Consider the following 17150-nt stretch of genomic DNA (forward strand, 5'->3'; position numbering starts at 1 on the left):
TGAACATTGAAACCTAAAATAACAATTGGGACACGAGCTTATAACGCAGAAAAAACAATTGCTCAAACACTAGAAAGTGTTCTTGTACAAACAATGGGAGAATTTGAATATTGGATTGCAAATAACGGATCCACAGATAGAACTGGTGAGATTATAGATGAATACGCATCTAGGGACAAAAGAATTAATGTTATTCATTTAGAACATAATCAACCTGAGTTTTCATCAATGAGAATGTTGATGGAACACGGAAAAGGTGAGTTTTTTATGCTTCTTGACAGTGATGACTGGCTTGAAGCCGATTTTATGAATGAACTATACAGCCAAGCAATGAAGCATAATGTTGAGGTGGCTGTTGGAGGGTCGAAGTTTCACTATATACAAAGTGGTAATATTGGGGTTAGAAAAAGCGAAATATCAGGTGCATTTCCTATAGAACAAATGCCTGAAGTGTATCCGTATATTCATCGGTTTTTTAGACCAGTTTGGGGGAAAATCTTTTCAGCGGAAGTAGTTAGAAAACGATGGGAGATTATGTGTGCAAAGAGACCAGAGGGGTTGATGTATGGAGGGGATACGTTTACTTGTTTCGAACTGTTATATGGTGTAAATGGCATCTACCTTTCTGATAAAGTTGTACATAATTATCGTGTACATAGTGGATCAGCTTCTTATGTTTTTAATTTCGAAAGGTTTAATTCTGATGTTTTTTTACTTGAGCATGCAATAGAATATTTAAAGGGATTTGGTACAATAAGTGAACATAACTTATCATTTGTGTATAAGGTATACTGTAATGCAATATTGGATACAATTAAAGTGTTGTTTAGCTCTAATCTACAGGACGAGAATAAGTTAGAGTACTTGGAAAGAATATTTGAACATTATCATACCAAATATCTTTTTGAAAAAGAATATCTAAATGATGAAATGCTTAAGCAGTATTTTGAAGTGATAGATTATATTGGTTCATTCAAAGTTAAGGCATCAAATTCAACTTTAAATAGAGTATATAAAGCATTTTTATCTATTAATCCTATATTAAATCAATGTATTGTGAAACCGAACTTTATTAAAACATATAGAACAATTGTTAAATTAATAGTTGATGGCAAATATCAAAAAGCTCATGAACTTATTATTTTTGAGCTTGCAAATGATAGTAGTTCTTCAGAAGAATATAGAGTGGATTTATTAAACCTAATGATTAAGACATCAGCATTACTTGAAGAACCTGAAGCGTTTATTTTAGCTCATAAATTATTGGTCACTACGTATATACAACGTAAAGAGAATGATTTTGCAAAAAAAATACTTAGAGAACTAGAAGAAATGGTTCCGGAGGATTTAGATGTAATATCCTATAAGAACGAAATTAATATTATTTAATAAAGGGTTAATAGTGAAATTTTATATTTTAAAAATAAAAAGGGGATTTTCTTTTTTAAAAGAAAATCCCCAATAATTATTATATAAAACTATAAAGATTATTTGATATATATTATAGAGATAACAGATTGTACTGAAACAAAAGGAGAAGTCTAATTTATGTTAACCTTATGTATGATAGTTAAAAATGAAGAAGAAACTTTAAAGAAATGTTTAAGTAGTCTAAATAATCTTGTTGACGAAATTGTAGTTGTTGATACTGGGTCTATAGATAAGACTAAAGAAATAGCTTTAAAATATACTGACAAAGTGTTTGATTTTAAATGGTGCAATGATTTTGCAAAAGCTAGGAATTTTTCATTATCTAAAGCATCTAATGAATGGGTTTTAGTATTAGATGCAGATGAAGTTATAATGAATTTTGATATTGAAAATATTTTTAGGTTTATTAATGTAAATAATGACAAGTGTGTTGGTAGACTTAAAAGAATCAACCAATATGAAGATAAATACGGAACAAAAAAGTATATTGAAAGGGTTAATAGGCTTTTCAATAAGAAATATTTTCAATATGAAGGAATTATACATGAGCAAGTAGTTCTAAAAAACAAGGAAGATTACAGAACAGAAAATATAGATTTAGTTATAGATCATATAGGATACTCAAAAGAAGTATTAAGTAGGACAAATAAAATTCAAAGAAATATAAAATTATTAAAAGAGGCTCTAAAAGAAAATCCAAATGATCCATATTTACATTATCAGTTAGGAAAAAGTTATTTCATGGGTAAAGAGTATAGAGAGGCTAATTATTTTTTTGAAACCGCTGTACTTTTATTAGATAATTTTACATACGAATATGCAGAAGATTTAGTCGAAAGTTATGGTTATACATTGATAGAACTTGAACTATTTAAAAAAGCTTTAAGTTTGAAGAAATATGAAAAATATTACTTTAATTCTCCGGATTTTATATTTTTAATAGGACTTATTGAAATGAATAATAGTAACTTCAAAAAAGCTGCTGAAACTTTTCTTAAATGTACTGAATTTAAAGAAGGTAAAATAGAGGGAATTACTTCTTTTTTGCCTTTGTATAATATAGGTGTAATTTTTGAATGTTTAGGATTCAAAGAAGAAGCATTAAATTACTATAGGTTATGTGGAGATTATCCTTTAGCAAAAACAAGGCTTAATTACTTATAATTAAAGTGAATTCAATAATTTCATAACAGAGATATTATGTTATAGGGTAAAATATAAAGAAAGTACTAAGCAAGTAAATAAGTTTGTATAATATACGTAAATTTATTTACGGGCTTATTTTATTTGTCATATAAAGTTTTTATACCCTAATACGAATATAGAAATAGTGAGGTGAGAGCATGCGTTTGAATAAAAATTTAGCTTCTATGAATGTATATAGAAATTATATTAGAACATTAGATAGGTATTCCAGTAGTATAGAAAAAATTTCTTCAGGGAAGCAGCTTAATAAAGCTAAAGACAATCCTAATAAACTTGCACAGAGTGAGAGGTTGAGGTTACAGGTTAGATCTCTTGAAATGTCATCAAGAAATGCACAGGATGCAGTCTCTATGATTCAATCTGCAGATGGAGTATTAAATTCTATAACAGACAGTTTGAAGAGATTGAGAAATCTTGCAGTTCAAGGTGGTACAGATACTTTGAGTAGTGATGATAAAAAAAATATTGATCTAGAGATTGATCAAATATTGAATGGTATTCAGTCAATGGCTGGAGGTAATGACTTCAATGGAGTTAATCTGATTGGTGATGAATCTATTGCAGATAACAAAAATCCAAAATTGATAAAAGTTACTATTGGTGGTAATATTGGAGAAACAGCTACATTAGAAGCATACAATGTCACTGCTAAAGGACTTGGGTTAATGGATTCAGATGGAAAAACTTTAGTTGATTTAAATAATACTGGTGATACACTTAAAAAAATAGACAGTGCTATAGAAACGGTTCTATCTGTTAGAGTTAAAAGTGGAGCAAAACAAAATAGATTTGAATCAATGTACAATAACTTGATTGAGATTAGAGATAGAAATACAGAAGCTGAGAGTGCTATAAGGGATACCGATGTAGCTGAGGAAAGTATGAAACTTGCTAAAAATGACATTCTGATTAATGCAAGCAATTCTATAATGGCACAAACAAATAAATTTCCTCGGGAAATTCTTAGAGTACTTGAGAGTGTAAGAGGAAGATAAAAAATAATAAAGAACAAAGAATAAATTAGGAGCTTTTGCTTGCACAAAACTATAATCATAAAGATTAAAGATTATCTTCACAGCAGAAATCATCCGCATTTGTTCTTTGTTCTTTGAATTACAGGTGTTTTTCTAAATTCTTTATATCTTGCATATCAAAAATTTCTAAGGCTAGGATATCTATTATATCTGAGGATAAGGTTCTGATTTTTTCAATAAACTCATTTGGAGCTTTCTTGAATTTTTTTGAAATTACATAAAGTAAACTTAAACATTGAAGTTTATTATTGGTAACTATTCAGCTATAACAAAAGAAGTGATTTTATGTTATCTTAATATATAAAATTTACTTCAATTTATCATTATTATTTGTATTCATAACCTTGTCTTTAAAAAACTAATGATATGGTGGTATGTGCTATGAGTGAAGGAAAAATTATAGAGTTTTTAACAAAGGTCTTGGACAAGTGATTGATACTATGAAAACACTGTCAAATGAAATAAAAGAACAACAAGCTAAAATAGATTAACTTACTAAAGAGAATAGAGTACTTAATGAGCGTGTGAATACACTTGAAAACAAGTCAAAAAAACAGTAATAATAGTAGCAAACCACCGTCTAGCGACGAATTTAAGAAGATAACTTAAAAGAAGAGCTTATTAACTCTAAAATCATTCACTTTGATGAAACTGGGTTAAAAGTTGAAGGTAATAACTATTGGATACATGTGGCATCAAATGAAGAGTTGACATGTTATACAGCTCACAAGAAGCGAGGTAAAGAGGCTATATTTCAACCATTAAAAAGAAAAAGATTGGAGTATTGAGCTGTGTAGAGACTATTTTGACATAAAAGCCATATGATCCTACAATTTCACAAAGCTAGCGCTTTTAAGGGATAGACTTAAAAACTATCTCTTTTGTTTTACCTAATAATATTACAGCTATTGATATTCCCAATAGCAGAATAGTTACAAATTATTTGAAAATAGTATAGTGAGCATGAATAATTTTTTTGATAGTATACTTTATTATTATATATAACTTCAGAAATTTATTAATAATACGAAATATATACTATAATAAGTTTAATGTGGATTTTAATCCTAATTAAATAATAAGAAAAAAGAAGAGGTGGAAGTTATGACAATGGCAGTACAAAATAATAATAGTGCAAATGTTTATAATGGTATCTCAAGAGTACAGCACTCATATAATAATTCTCTACAGCAGATATCTTCTGGTTCGAGAATTAATAAAGCAGCAGATGATGCAGCAGGATTATTTATTTCTCAGCAGATGAATGGACAGATTAGAGGTATGGTTCAGGGAAATAGAAATGCAAGTGAAGGAGTTTCTATGATTCAGACAGCAGAAGGAGCTTTGAATTCTGTTCATGAGAGTTTAGGAAGAATGAAAGAACTTGCGATACAAGCCTCTAATGGTATACTTACCGATGAAGATAGAGCAATGTTAAACCATGAGTTTACTAGTTTGAAAGAAGAAATAACTACAATTGCTGAGAGTACACAATTTAACGGCAAGAAGCTTTTAGATGGAACTTTGAACAGTAACTTATTAGTAGGAGCAAATAGTGATGAACTTATGAATATTAAGGGTGGAGATATGAGTTCATCTGGATTGAGTATTGATAGTTTATCTTTAGACAATCTATCAAATGCGCAGGAGGCAATAGATGCTATTTCTAAATCAGTAGATAGAGTAAGTTCTCAGAGAGCTGAATTTGGAGCTTACCAAAATAGATTAGAATCTTCAATAAATAATACTAATAATACAATATCAAATTTAAATTCTGCACATTCAAAAATTAGTGATGCTGATATTGCACTTGTAGCTATGAAAATGGCAAAAGAGAATATTATGAATCAAAGTAATATTGCAATGCTATCACAGGCAAATCAGAGTAATGGAATGGTGTTATCGCTGCTTAGATAATTAGGATATGAATTAAGAGCGTACAATTTAAAATCTAGGTTTAGTTTAGAAGTTATTTAACGTAATCAATTGTCAAATTGAAAAGGAGGAAATTTCTATGGATATATCAAGGTTATCGATGATGAGTAGCAGTGCAAAAATACAAAGTCAAGTTAGTCTTGCAGTAACTAAACTTACTATGAATACAAGTAAAGAAATTGCTGCCAACATGAATAAGATGTTGGAACAGTCAGTTAATCCTAATTTAGGAAATAATTTAAATGTAAGAGCTTAATTATAATAAGAATTAGTAGAGATATAACTCTCTACTATTTTTTTATCGAAATATAAGTTTTTTTGTTATTTAGTCTTTTATCTTTGTTCTTTCTCTAAAAGATGTTAAAATAAACCTTGAAAGGATGATAATTATGATAGATGGAAAAAAGATTCTTGCGGTAATTCCTGCAAGGGGTGGTTCTAAGGGAATAAAGAATAAAAATATCATTAAACTTCAAGGGAAACATTTGATTGGGTACACCATAGATGTTTGTGCAGAGAGTTCTTATATAGATGAATACATAGTATCTACTGATAGTGAAAATATAAAAGAAGTGAGTGAGTTGTACGGAGCTAAGGTTCCTTTTTTAAGACCAGAGAATTTAGCGGATGATAGGGCTAAATCTATTGATGTGGTGTTGCATGCTGTTGGTGAGATGGAGAAAAGAGTTGGGAAATATGAAATAGTGATACTTCTTCAGCCTACTTCCCCATTGAGAACAGCTGAGGATCTTGATAAAGCTATTTTGGATTTTTTGAAAAGTGGTGCAGAGTCACTTGTGAGTGTTTGTGAGAGTGAGAAAAGTCCAATAATTATGAGAGAAATAAAGGAAGGGAGATTGACAGAAATAGTTAATTTCCGGGGGAATAATACAAGAAGGCAAGAACTTCCGACATATTATGTGTTTAACGGTGCTATTTATATAAATGCAGTGAACATGATTAAGGAAAAGAGATGTTTTGTGGATGAGGATACAATTCCATTTATAATGGATAAGAGCCACTCAGTTGATATAGATGATGAAAAGGATTTAATTATAGCAGGGTATTACCTTAATAGAAGAAAGGAAAATCAGAATGAGAAGAGATAATGTATATATCATAGCAGAAGCAGGTGTTAATCATAATGGAGATATGGAGCTTGCCAAGAAACTTGTGGAAAAAGCCAAGTGGGCTGGTGCAAATGCAGTGAAATTTCAACTGTTCAAAAGTGAAAATATGACTTCAAGTTCTGCAGTGAAAGCTGATTATCAAAGGAAAACAACTGGAGAGATGGAGAGTCAACTTCAGATGTTAAAAAAACTTGAGATTGGATTTACTGAACATAAAATACTAAAGAATTATTGCGAAGAAGTAGGGATAGATTTTCTTACCTCTCCTTTTGATATAGAGAGTATAAAAGAATTATCTGACTTGGGAATAGAATTAATAAAGATACCATCAGGGGAAATAACAAATCTTCCGTATCTCAGAGCGGTAGCTGAAACAAATAAAAAGGTTATATTATCCACTGGAATGAGTGATATGGGTGAAGTTAAAAGGGCAGTTGAAGTGTTGGAAAATAGTTGCGAAGAGATAATAGTGCTGCACTGCAATACAGAATATCCAACACCGATGGAAGATGTAAATCTTTCGGCAATGTTAACATTAAAAGAGGAACTTAATAAAGAAGTAGGTTATTCTGATCATACATTAGGAATTGAAGTGCCTATAGCTGCTGTTTCACTTGGTGCTAGGGTGATTGAGAAACATTTCACCTTGGATAAGAGTATGATAGGACCTGATCATAAAGCTAGTCTTGAACCAACAGAACTGAAAAATATGATTCAGTGTATAAGAAATATTGAGATGGCTATGGGAAATGGATTAAAGGTTACTAGTAAGTCAGAACTTAAAAATAAGGGAATAGCAAGGAAAAGTATAGTTGCTGCTGAAAATATTGAAGCAGGGGAAATATTTACTGAAAAGAATATTACATGTAAGAGACCTGGGAATGGGATAAGTCCAATGGAGTGGGATAAAGTAATAGGAACTAAGGCTAAAAGAAATTTTAAGAGTGATGAACTGATTGAATTTTATAGGAGAGGATATTGATGTTGAAAATATGTGTTTTCACAGGAACTCGTGCTGAATATGGGCTCCTTAGGCCTTTGCTTTTTAAATTTAAAGAAGATAGGGAAATAGATTTAACTATTGTTGTCAGTGGAAGTCATCTTTCAGAGAAATACGGTTATACATATAAAGAAATTTTAAAAGATGAATTTCCTTCTCTTGAAATAATCGATATACACCTTAAACATAACCATGATTTAGGGATTTGCAAAAGTATGGGAATTGCATTTGAAGAATATAGCAATGGCATGAAGAGAGTTAATCCAGATATGATGGTTATACTTGGAGATAGATATGAAGCTTTTGCCATGGCTAGTGTTTGTCATGTGATGAAAATACCCATTGCACATATACATGGTGGGGAAGTCACAGAAGGAGCATATGATGATGCATTTAGACATTCAATATCAAAAATGAGTTATCTTCATTTTGTGAGCTGTGATGAATATAGAAGAAGAGTTATTCAACTTGGAGAATCACCAGAAAGGGTATTTACTGTTGGAGCACTAGGAGTTGAAAATATTATAAACATGGATAAAATGTCTAAACAAGAACTTGGGAATGAGCTCGGTTTTAATCTTGATGGTGATTACTGTGTTATAACTTGTCATCCTGAGACACTTAAAAAAGGAGATATCTCATATATAGAAGAGATGCTCAGTGCTATTGATGAATGGAAAGAATTAAAGTGTATATTTACAGGGTCAAACTCTGATGGAGGGGGAGAGAAGATTAATAAGCGTTTAATTGAATATGCATTTAAAAATAGAGAAAGATGTATTTTTGTTAAATCTTTAGGAATAAGAAGATACCTTAGTGCTGTAGAGAGTTGTGAGTTTGTTATGGGGAATTCCTCAAGTGGCGTTATAGAAGTGCCTGCATTTAAAAAGCCTGTGATAAATATTGGCGATAGACAAAAAGGTAGAATTCGTTCAAAATGTGTTATAGATATCCCTTGGGATAAGAAGCAAATCATGGAATCAATGAAATATGTACAGACAGAAAAGATGAGAGAAGTTTGCATGGCAAGTGATAATATATTTGGTGATGGAAATACCTCTAAGAGAATACTTAGTATTATGAAAGATTTTCTGGAGAATGATAAAATAACATTAGAAAAGAAATTTTATGATGTGAGGTGAGAATTTGGAAAAATATTATGTTCACTATAAGTGTTCAATAAGAAAAGCTATGGAAAAGATAGATAAAAACCTTACCAGTGCTGCTATTGTTGTGAATGATGAGAAGCAGGTTTTAGGAATGATAACTGATGGAGATATTAGAAGGGCTCTTCTCGATGGGAGGGGTTTAGAAAGTACTATAGAAGATGTGTTTTTTAGAAACATTAAGCATTTAGATTATGATGCTGGTAAGAGAAAAGCAAAAGAAATTATGTTGAAATATAAGATACGTCAATTACCGGTTATCGACGAGGAGAAAAAGTTGAAAAAATTATATTTTCTTGATGATATAATTGCATATGATAAGAAAGAAGAATGGGTTGTAATACAAGCTGGTGGTTTTGGATCTAGATTAAGGCCTCTCACAGATAATATGCCTAAACCTCTTTTGAAGATAGGAGAGAAACCTGTTCTTGAACATATAATTGATGGATTCATATATTTTGGTTTTAGAAAATTTATCATAACTCTTAATTATAAAGGCGAAATGATTAGAGAGTACTTCGGTGACGGTGAGAAGTACGGTATAAGGATAGAATACATAACTGAGGAAACGCCTCTAGGTACAGCCGGATCTCTTTCTCTTTGTGAGGATATTATCGACAGTGAAGATATTATAATGGTTAATGGAGATATATTAACAGGTTTAGATTATGAAGAGTTCTTGAACTTTCATAAAAAGGGCGATAATGATATCACAGTGGGAGCTAGAGAATATAAGGTGCAGATCCCTTATGGAGTTATTGAGACTGAAGGGCTTATTATTAATAAAATAGAAGAGAAGCCTAAATTTAATTTTTTCATAAATAGTGGAATATATGCTCTTAAGAAGAATATTATTGCTGTCATACAAAATGGTGAAAAGATAGATATGACAGAGGTAATAGAGAGAGCTGATAATGTGAACAATAAAAGGATGGTGTATCCTATAAAGGAATACTGGACTGATATTGGAAGAATGGAAGATTTCGAGAAGGCAAATATTGAAGCGTATAAATTGGTATAGATGGAGGATATTATGGACTTAAAAGGAAAAAAAGTAGTTATAACAGGAGCAGATGGATTCATAGGAAGTTATCTAACTGAGAAATTAATAGAAATTGGTGCAGATGTAACGGCACTTGTACAATATAATTCATTTAATAGTTGGGGAAACATTGATGATTTTTCAGAAGATAAGAAAAATGCCACAAAAGTTGTTTCAGGTAATGTGAGGGATTATGATAGTATGAGGAGGCTTATAAAAGGATCTGAGGTTGTGTTTCACCTTGCATCACTTATAGCTATTCCATATTCATATGATTCTCCTATGGCATATGTGAAAACAAATGTTGAAGGAACAACCAATGTTCTTGAAGCTTGTAGAGAGTGGGGAGTAGAAAAAATAATACACACTTCTACATCTGAGACATATGGTACTGCATTATATGTGCCTATAGATGAAAAACACCCCATGCAAGCTCAATCACCATACTCGGCAGCAAAAATTGCAGCAGATATGATGGCTGAAAGTTTTTATAGAAGTTTTAATCTGCCCGTTGCTACAATAAGACCCTTTAATACTTATGGTCCAAGGCAATCAGCTAGAGCGGTAATACCTACAATTATGTCTCAGGTAATAGCAGGTAAAGAAGAAATTAAACTTGGTGCATTATCACCATTAAGGGATTTTAATTATGTAAAAGATACTGCAGAGGCTTTTATAAAGATTGCAGAGAGTGATAAAACAATTGGTGAAGTAATTAATGCTGCTTCTAATTCTGAGATTTCAATTGGTGATTTGGCAAATAAGATATTTAAAATAAGTGGTAGAGATATTAAGATTATCTGTGATGAGGAGAGGATTCGTCCTGAGAAGAGTGAAGTTAACAGACTCTTTGGAGATAATAAGAAGATTCTTGAACTCACAGATTGGAAACCTAACTATTCCCTTGATCAGGGGTTAGAAGAAACTTATAGATGGATTGAGAAGAACATGAATAGATTCAAAGTGGATATATACAATAAGTAGAGAGTCGAAATAGTGAGGTGATTTTATGAAAAAGATTGTACCTTTGTGTATTCCTGAAATTAGCGGTAATGAAGTTGATTATGTTAAAGAATGTATTGAATCAGGTTGGGTATCATCTACAGGGGGAGAGTATCTAAATAAATTTGAAGAAGAATTCAGTAGATTTACTGGTATAAAATATTCCAACGCTGTTATTAATGGAACAGCAGCACTTCATTTAGCTCTTGCGGCTTTGAATGTTGGAGAGGGTGATGAAGTTATTGTACCTTCTCTCACATTTATATCAACAGTTAATGTAATAAAATATGTTGGGGCAAAAGTAATTTTTGTTGATGTGAATTTGGAGAATTACACAATTGATACCAAAGAAATAGAAAAGGCTGTAAGTGAAAGAACTAAAGCAATAATACCTGTTCATCTATATGGAAATCTTGCGGATATGGACAAGATAATGGAGATTGCTCATAAAAATAATTTATATGTAATCGAGGATGCTACAGAAGCCCTTGGAAGTAAAAAAAGAAGGGGAATGGCAGGTGGATTTGGACACATAGGTTGTTATAGCTTTAATGGAAATAAGCTTATGACAACAGGTGCAGGTGGAATGATATGTACTAATGATGAAAAAATAAACGAGAGAATTGATTATCTTAAGAATCAAACAAAGACAGTGCTTGAAAATGGCAGTATAGTCCATAATGAGATTGGGTTCAATTATAGAATGCCAAATATACTAGCTGCATTTGGATTGGCTCAACTTGAACAGTTAGATAAATTTATTCTTAGAAAAAAGGAAATAACTACATTATATAAAAAAGAGCTTTCGGGAATACTAGGCTTAGGATTTCCAAAGAGTAAATGTGATGAGGATATATGTCAATGGTTGAATTGTATTGAGATATCTGAAGAATATGGTGTTAATAGAGATGAATTAATCAAACATATGAATAATGAAAAAGTAATTTGTAGGCCATTCTTCTACCCTCTACATAAGATGGAAGCATTTTCAGGTGAAAAGGTAATGAGCGGTGAACTGATAAACACTGAGTTGTGTAGTGCAAGAGGAATTAATTTGCCAAGTTCTGTTGGAATTACAGATGAGGAAATAGTGAGAGTGTGTAGTATTTTGAAAAATAGTGTTAAAAATTCTCAACATTAAAAATATTTAAAAGAAGTGTTTAGAGCTATATAGAGGGCTCTAAGCACTTTTTGCTGTTAATTGTTAAGTGTTAAGAATCATATATGGAGATAATTGCTTTTGATAAAAAAAATAATATATAGTAAAATTATATTAAATATAAAGAGGCTTTAATGGGAATTATAATTAAATTTAAAGAAATTTAAAGAAATGTAAATAAAATTAAGAAAAAAACTTCTAAATCTAACCAAAATGTATTATAATTAACTTGGGTTTATAAATGAAAAATATCGAAAATATGGCAAGGTTAGAAATTTTAAAAGATATATGATAATTATAGTAAAAAGACCTCGCATATTATCAATATATTGTATATGAACTCAATTTGTAATACAATATAAATTATATAGAATGAGACAAAAGAATATTCTCATAAAATTAATAACCAAATGCGGGAAATAATGTAAAATGCAGAAAATTATTTGAAAAATTTATGAAAAATTCATGAAAAATTTATGAAAATAAGAAGGAAAAACGGATTTTTTGTCAAATATTATATATTCGGGAGATGGTTAAAGTGAATATAGTGGATAATAATGGTTATTCCATTTTGAAGCAAGGGTTAGATGCTGCTACTTTAAGAGGCAGAGTAATATCTAATAATATTGCTAATGGGAATACAAAGGGTTATAAGAAGTTTAAAGTGCAATTTGAAGAAAGTCTAAATAACAGTTCTGGCTCATTTAAAAGAACCAATGAAAAACATTTAAGTTTGAATGGTAATAAAGGAGCGAGTAATGTTAGGGTTGTGAGAGACGAAACAGGGGAAATGAGAAGTGACGGCAATAACGTTGATATTGACAATGAGATGACAAATCTTGCTGCCAACACTCTTAAATTTAATGCAATGGTTAGTGAAATGAACAAGCTTTACAAAATGAAAGAAATGGTTATAAAAGGAGGGGCATAAGAAAAATGAGTAATGCTTTTAGTGGTATGAGGATAAGTGCTAGCGGATTAGCTGCTGAGAGATTAAGAATGGATTTAATCGCCTCTAATATAGCTAATGCTAATACAACAAGGGGTGCAGATGGAAAGCCTTATAGACGTAAGGTTGCTGTGTTTAATGAGTATATGAAAGATGAAATGGGTAAGAATGGTGAGATGAAAGAAGAATTGATGGGTGTTAGAGCTACCGAAGTTGTAGAAGATCAATCACCTTTTAGAAGTGTATATGACCCATCACATCCAGATGCGGATGACGAGGGATATGTTCTGATGCCAAATGTTAATCATTTAAATGAGATGGCTGATTTAATGATGGCTAATAGAGCTTTTGAAGCTAATATGACATGTATTGAAGCACAAAAGCAGATGTTTTCTAAAAGCTTAGAAATTGGTAGATAGGAGAGAAAAATATGAATATTAATAGTATTAATAGCTTGCAGTCATTTACATTAGGAAATGTCGAAGAAAAAAAAGAAGAAAAAAGCATAGGATTTGGAGAAGCATTAAAACAACAACTAGATAAAGTAAATGAAAAACAGATACAATCAGAAGGGATGACAGAAGCATTTGTAAAAGGTGAGGATGTAGAAATTCACGAAGTTATGATGTCTTCTAAGGAAGCTTATTTGTCAATGCAGTTGGCGCTTGAGGTGAAAAATAAATTGGTTAAAGCGTATCAAGAATTTAACCAAATGCAAATTTAAATTAAGAGTGAGGAGTGCTAGTGATGAACAAGCTTATGGAGGCTTTCAAAAAAGGAATTGCTAGATTTAATGGCCTAAGTAAAGCTGTGAAGATATCAATTGGAATGTTAACAGCATGTACTATTATCGCGTTGGTATATGGTGTTATAACTATGACTAGAACAGAGTATAGTGTTCTGTTTGCAAATATGACTGATAAAGATTCAGGTGTGGTTGTTAGAAAGCTAGAGGAAGAAAATATTATACATAAAGTTGAAGGTGATAAAATTCTAGTAGAGAAAAGTGTAGCAGCGGCTACTAGGATGAAAATATTGTCCGAAGTGAAACTATCTGACAATACATCGAGTTTTGATATTATTTTAAACTCAAAGAGTATGGTGTCAACTGAGTTTGAAAATAATGTTGCTTATCAAGTAGCATTGCAAAATGAAATTAGGTCATCAATAAAGAGTTTTTATGAGGTTGAAGATGCAAAGGTGATACTTGTAATACCAGAACAGAGTGGGTTTGCTAGAGAGACAAAACCAGCATCTGCATCTATAAGAATTGATCTTAAAGATGGTGTTGATGAATTATCGAAAGGACAAGTTAAAACAATAGTAGCTTTGGTATCTAAAAGTGTTGAGAACCTTCCACCAGAGAATATTGTTATAGCTGTTGATGAGTTATTGCTTGTAACTGAAGATGGTTCAAAAAAGGATGGAGATATCTTTTCATCTGATGAACAAGAATCTCTTAAAAAAAGCAAAGAAAAAACTTATGAAGATAAGATTTATGATATGTTAAAAGAAACATTTGGAACTGGTGGAGTTAGAGTAGCAGTAAATCTAGATATGAATTTTGATGCTACAAAAACTGAGAGTATTGACTATAAAGAAGGTGTAATTGTAAGTGAAAAAAATACAATTAATACATCTACTAAGAATGAAAATGATTCTTCAAGTCCTGTTGATGATAATATGTCAAATATTGGTGATAATAGTGGGAACTCAAATAGTACAAGCTCTCAAGATCAAGTTAAAAATTATAATGTGCCACAGGTGAAAGAGGTAGTAGTAAAGTCACCTGGAAAGGTTGAGAAAATAACAGTTTCGATTCTTGTGGACAAGTCATTAGGTGCGCTTGATTCTGCAAGTGAGAAGATGATAAGAAATATGGCAGCTGGTGCTGTAGGATTTGACGCAGCACGTGGAGATACTATTTCAGTTGCAAGTATGAATTTTATTAATAATAATAAAGACATAATGGATCAAGCAGAAAAAGTTTACTTAGAACAACAAGTTGAGTTGGCAAGACAAAGACTAATAAGAAATATTGCCATTGCAATCGGAGGAGTTATACTTTTGATAACTATTCTTTCTATTCTTAAAAGAATGAAAAAGAAAGAAAAAGAAGCTGAAATAGCAGAAATGGAAGGTATAATGTCGAAGGATATTGAGATCTCAGAAAATGGTGAACCTATAACGAAAGTTAAAGAATTTGCTCCAATAGATTTTGAGGAAGAAACGGAGCAAGAACATATTACAAACGAAGTTAAAAAATACGCGCAAGATAAACCAGAACAGGTGGTAGAGATTATAAAATCTTGGTTAGCAGAGGATGAAAGGGGATAATTATGGCGACTAAGGAAAAGAGATTAACAGGCGTTCAAAAGTCAGCAATACTTTTTATCACTTTGGGGCCAGAAGCTTCAGCAAATATAATAAAAAAACTGCCTGAGAGAGAAATTCAAAAAATAACATTTGAGATAGCAAATATGTCATCTGTAAAGCCAGAAGCACGTGAACAGATTTTAGGTGAATTTATACAGATAAACAAAGCTAAGGATTATCTTGTTGAAGGTGGAATAGAGTACGCAAGAACTGTTTTAGCAAAGGCACTTGGAAACTCAAGAGCTTCTGAAATTTTGGATAAAGTAACAGAAGCAACTCAACAGTTTAGACCTTTTTCTATTGCTAGAAAAGCGGATGCTCATCAATTAATAAATGTTATATCAAATGAACATCCACAAACTATTGCCTTGGTTCTTTGTTATCTACAACCTGATAAAAGTGCACAGATTATGGCTGAACTGTCAGAAGAATTACAATCAGAAGTTGCATATAGGATTGCTACTATGAGTAGTACATCACCTATGGTTGTAAAAGAAATTGAAAAGGTACTAGATGGAAAATTATCATCGGTTATAAGAACTGAGTCAACATTGATAGGTGGTATTCAACCTCTTGTTGAAATACTTAATCAGGTTGATAGAGGAACTGAAAGAAATATCACTGATAGTCTAGAACGAGAAGATGCAGAACTTGCAGAAAAAATAAGAGCATCTATGTTTGTCTTTGAAGATATTTTATCATTGGATGATGTATCTATACAAAAAATACTTCGTCAAGTGGATACCAACGATTTAGCTCTTGCTTTAAAAGGTTCATCCCAAGAAGTTCAGGATTCAATATTTAGAAACCAATCAAAGAGAGCTGCACAGTCTTTAAAAGAGGATATGGAATTCCTTGGGCCAGTACGTCTTGTGGATGTTGAAAAGGCGCAAACAGAAATTCTTAGCATAATTAGAAGATTGGATGATGCTGGTGAAATTATAATGTCTAGAGGTGGAGAAGATGCAATCATCATCTAGGGTTTTAAGAAAACATATAATCAATGATGCAGGTGAAAAAGTAATAAAGACAAGTAGTACCATGAATCCAAAGAGTGAGAGAAATGAAGGGGATTTTTACTCAAACATCAAGGATATGAATGCTGTAGGTTACTCAACAACCATTATTGAAGAAACTCATATGGAAGCCTTGAAAATCAGGAACAAAGCGTATACTGAAGCTGTAAATATTGAAGAAAAAGCCTTCAAAAAAGGATATACAGCTGGTGCTGAAAAGGGTTATAGTGAGGGATATAATGAAGGTTACAATAAAGCTATAGCTGAGATTAATCAGAAAGAAAGTCAAATTCTTTCAAATGCTCAAAAAATTCTTGAGGATGCAATGAACTTCAAAAAAGAATATATAAAGCAAAGTGAAGAAGAGATTAAAAATGTGGTGTTTAATTCTATTTCAGATATTTTAAAGAGCTTAATTCCTTATGGAGATACTTTTGATGGGATTTTAAAATCCCATCTTAAGAAGTTAAAAAAAGAAGAGGAAATTGTTATTTATACCCATTCTAGCTATTATGAACATTTAAATATGAACATAGGACAATGGTTAGAAATCATTAATTCAAAGAGCGATGTAAGCATTGTAATTGATGAGCAGTTAGAGATTGGGAAAATGGTCATTGAAAAGAGTAAGGGTAAGATTATTATCGATATAGATGAAGCTACAAATGAAATGAAAGATGCAATTTTTTCAGAATAGGTGACGT

At 31.4% G+C, this 17150-nt stretch carries 19 protein-coding genes and 1 pseudogene; 19 read left to right on the top strand and 1 reads right to left on the bottom strand.

Annotation, left to right across the window (positions count from 1 at the left end):
- Positions 1-6 precede the first annotated feature (6 nt).
- The 3 genes from KDK92_RS23170 (at position 7) to KDK92_RS23180 (ending at position 3632) form a co-directional block, all read left to right on the top strand.
- A complete protein-coding gene (locus tag KDK92_RS23170) occupies positions 7-1389 on the top strand; it encodes a glycosyltransferase family 2 protein (RefSeq protein ID WP_250861807.1) in 1383 nt (460 codons plus the stop codon).
- 174 nt (positions 1390-1563) lie between these two features.
- Entirely contained in the window at positions 1564-2595 is a 1032-nt protein-coding gene (locus tag KDK92_RS23175) for a glycosyltransferase (RefSeq protein WP_338115288.1), read from the top strand.
- Between the two features lie 179 nt (positions 2596-2774).
- The gene (locus KDK92_RS23180) at positions 2775-3632 is read left to right on the top strand and encodes a flagellin (protein WP_250861809.1); all 858 of its coding nucleotides are present in this window, start codon (positions 2775-2777) and stop codon (positions 3630-3632) included.
- A 118-nt stretch (positions 3633-3750) separates the two neighbouring features.
- On the opposite strand, the gene KDK92_RS23185 is transcribed toward KDK92_RS23180, so the two are convergent.
- Complete coding sequence (locus KDK92_RS23185) at positions 3751-3930, bottom strand: DUF4351 domain-containing protein (protein WP_338115289.1); 180 nt, start codon at positions 3928-3930, stop codon at positions 3751-3753.
- Between the two features lie 275 nt (positions 3931-4205).
- Between KDK92_RS23185 and KDK92_RS24945 the strand changes: the two genes are divergently transcribed.
- From KDK92_RS24945 to KDK92_RS23260, 16 genes and pseudogenes are all read left to right on the top strand, one after another.
- Positions 4206-4280 carry a hypothetical protein gene (locus KDK92_RS24945; protein ID WP_420852359.1) on the top strand — a complete coding sequence of 25 codons (75 nt, stop codon included), beginning with the start codon at positions 4206-4208 and terminating at the stop codon, positions 4278-4280.
- 17 nt (positions 4281-4297) lie between these two features.
- A pseudogene (locus tag KDK92_RS23190) lies at positions 4298-4423 on the top strand (IS66 family transposase); the annotation flags it as partial.
- 352 nt (positions 4424-4775) lie between these two features.
- Entirely contained in the window at positions 4776-5588 is an 813-nt protein-coding gene (locus KDK92_RS23195) for a flagellin (protein ID WP_250861810.1), read from the top strand.
- 97 nt (positions 5589-5685) lie between these two features.
- Complete coding sequence (locus KDK92_RS23200; RefSeq protein ID WP_250861811.1) at positions 5686-5862, top strand: YjfB family protein; 177 nt, start codon at positions 5686-5688, stop codon at positions 5860-5862.
- A gap of 133 nt (positions 5863-5995) precedes the next feature.
- Positions 5996-6715 carry an acylneuraminate cytidylyltransferase family protein gene (locus tag KDK92_RS23205; protein WP_250861812.1) on the top strand — a complete coding sequence of 240 codons (720 nt, stop codon included), beginning with the start codon at positions 5996-5998 and terminating at the stop codon, positions 6713-6715.
- The gene (neuB, locus tag KDK92_RS23210) at positions 6702-7718 is read left to right on the top strand and encodes an N-acetylneuraminate synthase (RefSeq protein WP_250861813.1); all 1017 of its coding nucleotides are present in this window, start codon (positions 6702-6704) and stop codon (positions 7716-7718) included. The genes KDK92_RS23205 and neuB overlap by 14 nt, the downstream gene beginning before the upstream one ends.
- Positions 7718-8878 (top strand): UDP-N-acetylglucosamine 2-epimerase, encoded by a 1161-nt coding sequence (gene neuC, locus KDK92_RS23215; protein WP_250861814.1) that lies wholly within the window; start codon positions 7718-7720, stop codon positions 8876-8878. The genes neuB and neuC overlap by 1 nt, the downstream gene beginning before the upstream one ends.
- A gap of 4 nt (positions 8879-8882) precedes the next feature.
- Positions 8883-9923 (top strand): nucleotidyltransferase family protein, encoded by a 1041-nt coding sequence (locus KDK92_RS23220; RefSeq protein WP_250861815.1) that lies wholly within the window; start codon positions 8883-8885, stop codon positions 9921-9923.
- A 12-nt stretch (positions 9924-9935) separates the two neighbouring features.
- Positions 9936-10928 (top strand): NAD-dependent 4,6-dehydratase LegB, encoded by a 993-nt coding sequence (locus KDK92_RS23225; protein ID WP_250861816.1) that lies wholly within the window; start codon positions 9936-9938, stop codon positions 10926-10928.
- 25 nt (positions 10929-10953) lie between these two features.
- Positions 10954-12087: a DegT/DnrJ/EryC1/StrS family aminotransferase gene (locus KDK92_RS23230; protein WP_276576107.1), complete on the top strand. Its 1134-nt coding sequence runs from the start codon at positions 10954-10956 to the stop codon at positions 12085-12087.
- A 556-nt stretch (positions 12088-12643) separates the two neighbouring features.
- Positions 12644-13036 (top strand): flagellar basal body rod protein FlgB, encoded by a 393-nt coding sequence (flgB, locus tag KDK92_RS23235; protein ID WP_250861817.1) that lies wholly within the window; start codon positions 12644-12646, stop codon positions 13034-13036.
- Positions 13037-13041: 5 nt separating this feature from the next.
- Positions 13042-13473 carry a flagellar basal body rod protein FlgC gene (flgC, locus tag KDK92_RS23240; RefSeq protein ID WP_250861818.1) on the top strand — a complete coding sequence of 144 codons (432 nt, stop codon included), beginning with the start codon at positions 13042-13044 and terminating at the stop codon, positions 13471-13473.
- Positions 13474-13484: 11 nt separating this feature from the next.
- The gene (gene fliE / locus KDK92_RS23245) at positions 13485-13778 is read left to right on the top strand and encodes a flagellar hook-basal body complex protein FliE (protein WP_250861819.1); all 294 of its coding nucleotides are present in this window, start codon (positions 13485-13487) and stop codon (positions 13776-13778) included.
- A 23-nt stretch (positions 13779-13801) separates the two neighbouring features.
- Positions 13802-15391, top strand: coding sequence for a flagellar basal-body MS-ring/collar protein FliF (gene fliF, locus KDK92_RS23250; RefSeq protein ID WP_250861820.1), 1590 nt, complete (start codon positions 13802-13804; stop codon positions 15389-15391).
- Positions 15392-15393: 2 nt separating this feature from the next.
- Positions 15394-16410 carry a flagellar motor switch protein FliG gene (gene fliG, locus KDK92_RS23255; protein WP_250861821.1) on the top strand — a complete coding sequence of 339 codons (1017 nt, stop codon included), beginning with the start codon at positions 15394-15396 and terminating at the stop codon, positions 16408-16410.
- Positions 16394-17143 (top strand): FliH/SctL family protein, encoded by a 750-nt coding sequence (locus KDK92_RS23260; protein ID WP_250861822.1) that lies wholly within the window; start codon positions 16394-16396, stop codon positions 17141-17143. Before fliG ends, KDK92_RS23260 begins: the two co-directional genes overlap by 17 nt.
- The last annotated feature ends 7 nt before the right edge of the window (positions 17144-17150 follow it).

The sequence above is a fragment of the Oceanirhabdus seepicola genome, assembly GCF_023684385.1.
Taxonomy (GTDB): domain Bacteria; phylum Bacillota; class Clostridia; order Clostridiales; family Clostridiaceae; genus Oceanirhabdus; species Oceanirhabdus seepicola.

Excerpts from the sequence above, each read along its gene's own strand:
- KDK92_RS23175 (WP_338115288.1), top strand. The coding sequence starts at position 1,564 with ATGATAGTTAAAAATGAAGAAGAAACTTTAAAGAAATGTTTAAGTAGT.
- KDK92_RS23180 (WP_250861809.1), top strand. The coding sequence starts at position 2,775 with ATGCGTTTGAATAAAAATTTAGCTTCTATGAATGTATATAGAAATTAT.
- KDK92_RS23195 (WP_250861810.1), top strand. The coding sequence starts at position 4,776 with ATGACAATGGCAGTACAAAATAATAATAGTGCAAATGTTTATAATGGT.
- KDK92_RS23200 (WP_250861811.1), top strand. The coding sequence starts at position 5,686 with ATGGATATATCAAGGTTATCGATGATGAGTAGCAGTGCAAAAATACAA.
- KDK92_RS23205 (WP_250861812.1), top strand. The coding sequence starts at position 5,996 with ATGATAGATGGAAAAAAGATTCTTGCGGTAATTCCTGCAAGGGGTGGT.
- neuB (WP_250861813.1), top strand. The coding sequence starts at position 6,702 with ATGAGAAGAGATAATGTATATATCATAGCAGAAGCAGGTGTTAATCAT.
- neuC (WP_250861814.1), top strand. The coding sequence starts at position 7,718 with ATGTTGAAAATATGTGTTTTCACAGGAACTCGTGCTGAATATGGGCTC.
- KDK92_RS23225 (WP_250861816.1), top strand. The coding sequence starts at position 9,936 with ATGGACTTAAAAGGAAAAAAAGTAGTTATAACAGGAGCAGATGGATTC.
- KDK92_RS23230 (WP_276576107.1), top strand. The coding sequence starts at position 10,954 with ATGAAAAAGATTGTACCTTTGTGTATTCCTGAAATTAGCGGTAATGAA.
- flgC (WP_250861818.1), top strand. The coding sequence starts at position 13,042 with ATGAGTAATGCTTTTAGTGGTATGAGGATAAGTGCTAGCGGATTAGCT.
- fliE (WP_250861819.1), top strand. The coding sequence starts at position 13,485 with ATGAATATTAATAGTATTAATAGCTTGCAGTCATTTACATTAGGAAAT.
- fliF (WP_250861820.1), top strand. The coding sequence starts at position 13,802 with ATGAACAAGCTTATGGAGGCTTTCAAAAAAGGAATTGCTAGATTTAAT.
- fliG (WP_250861821.1), top strand. The coding sequence starts at position 15,394 with ATGGCGACTAAGGAAAAGAGATTAACAGGCGTTCAAAAGTCAGCAATA.
- KDK92_RS23260 (WP_250861822.1), top strand. The coding sequence starts at position 16,394 with ATGCAATCATCATCTAGGGTTTTAAGAAAACATATAATCAATGATGCA.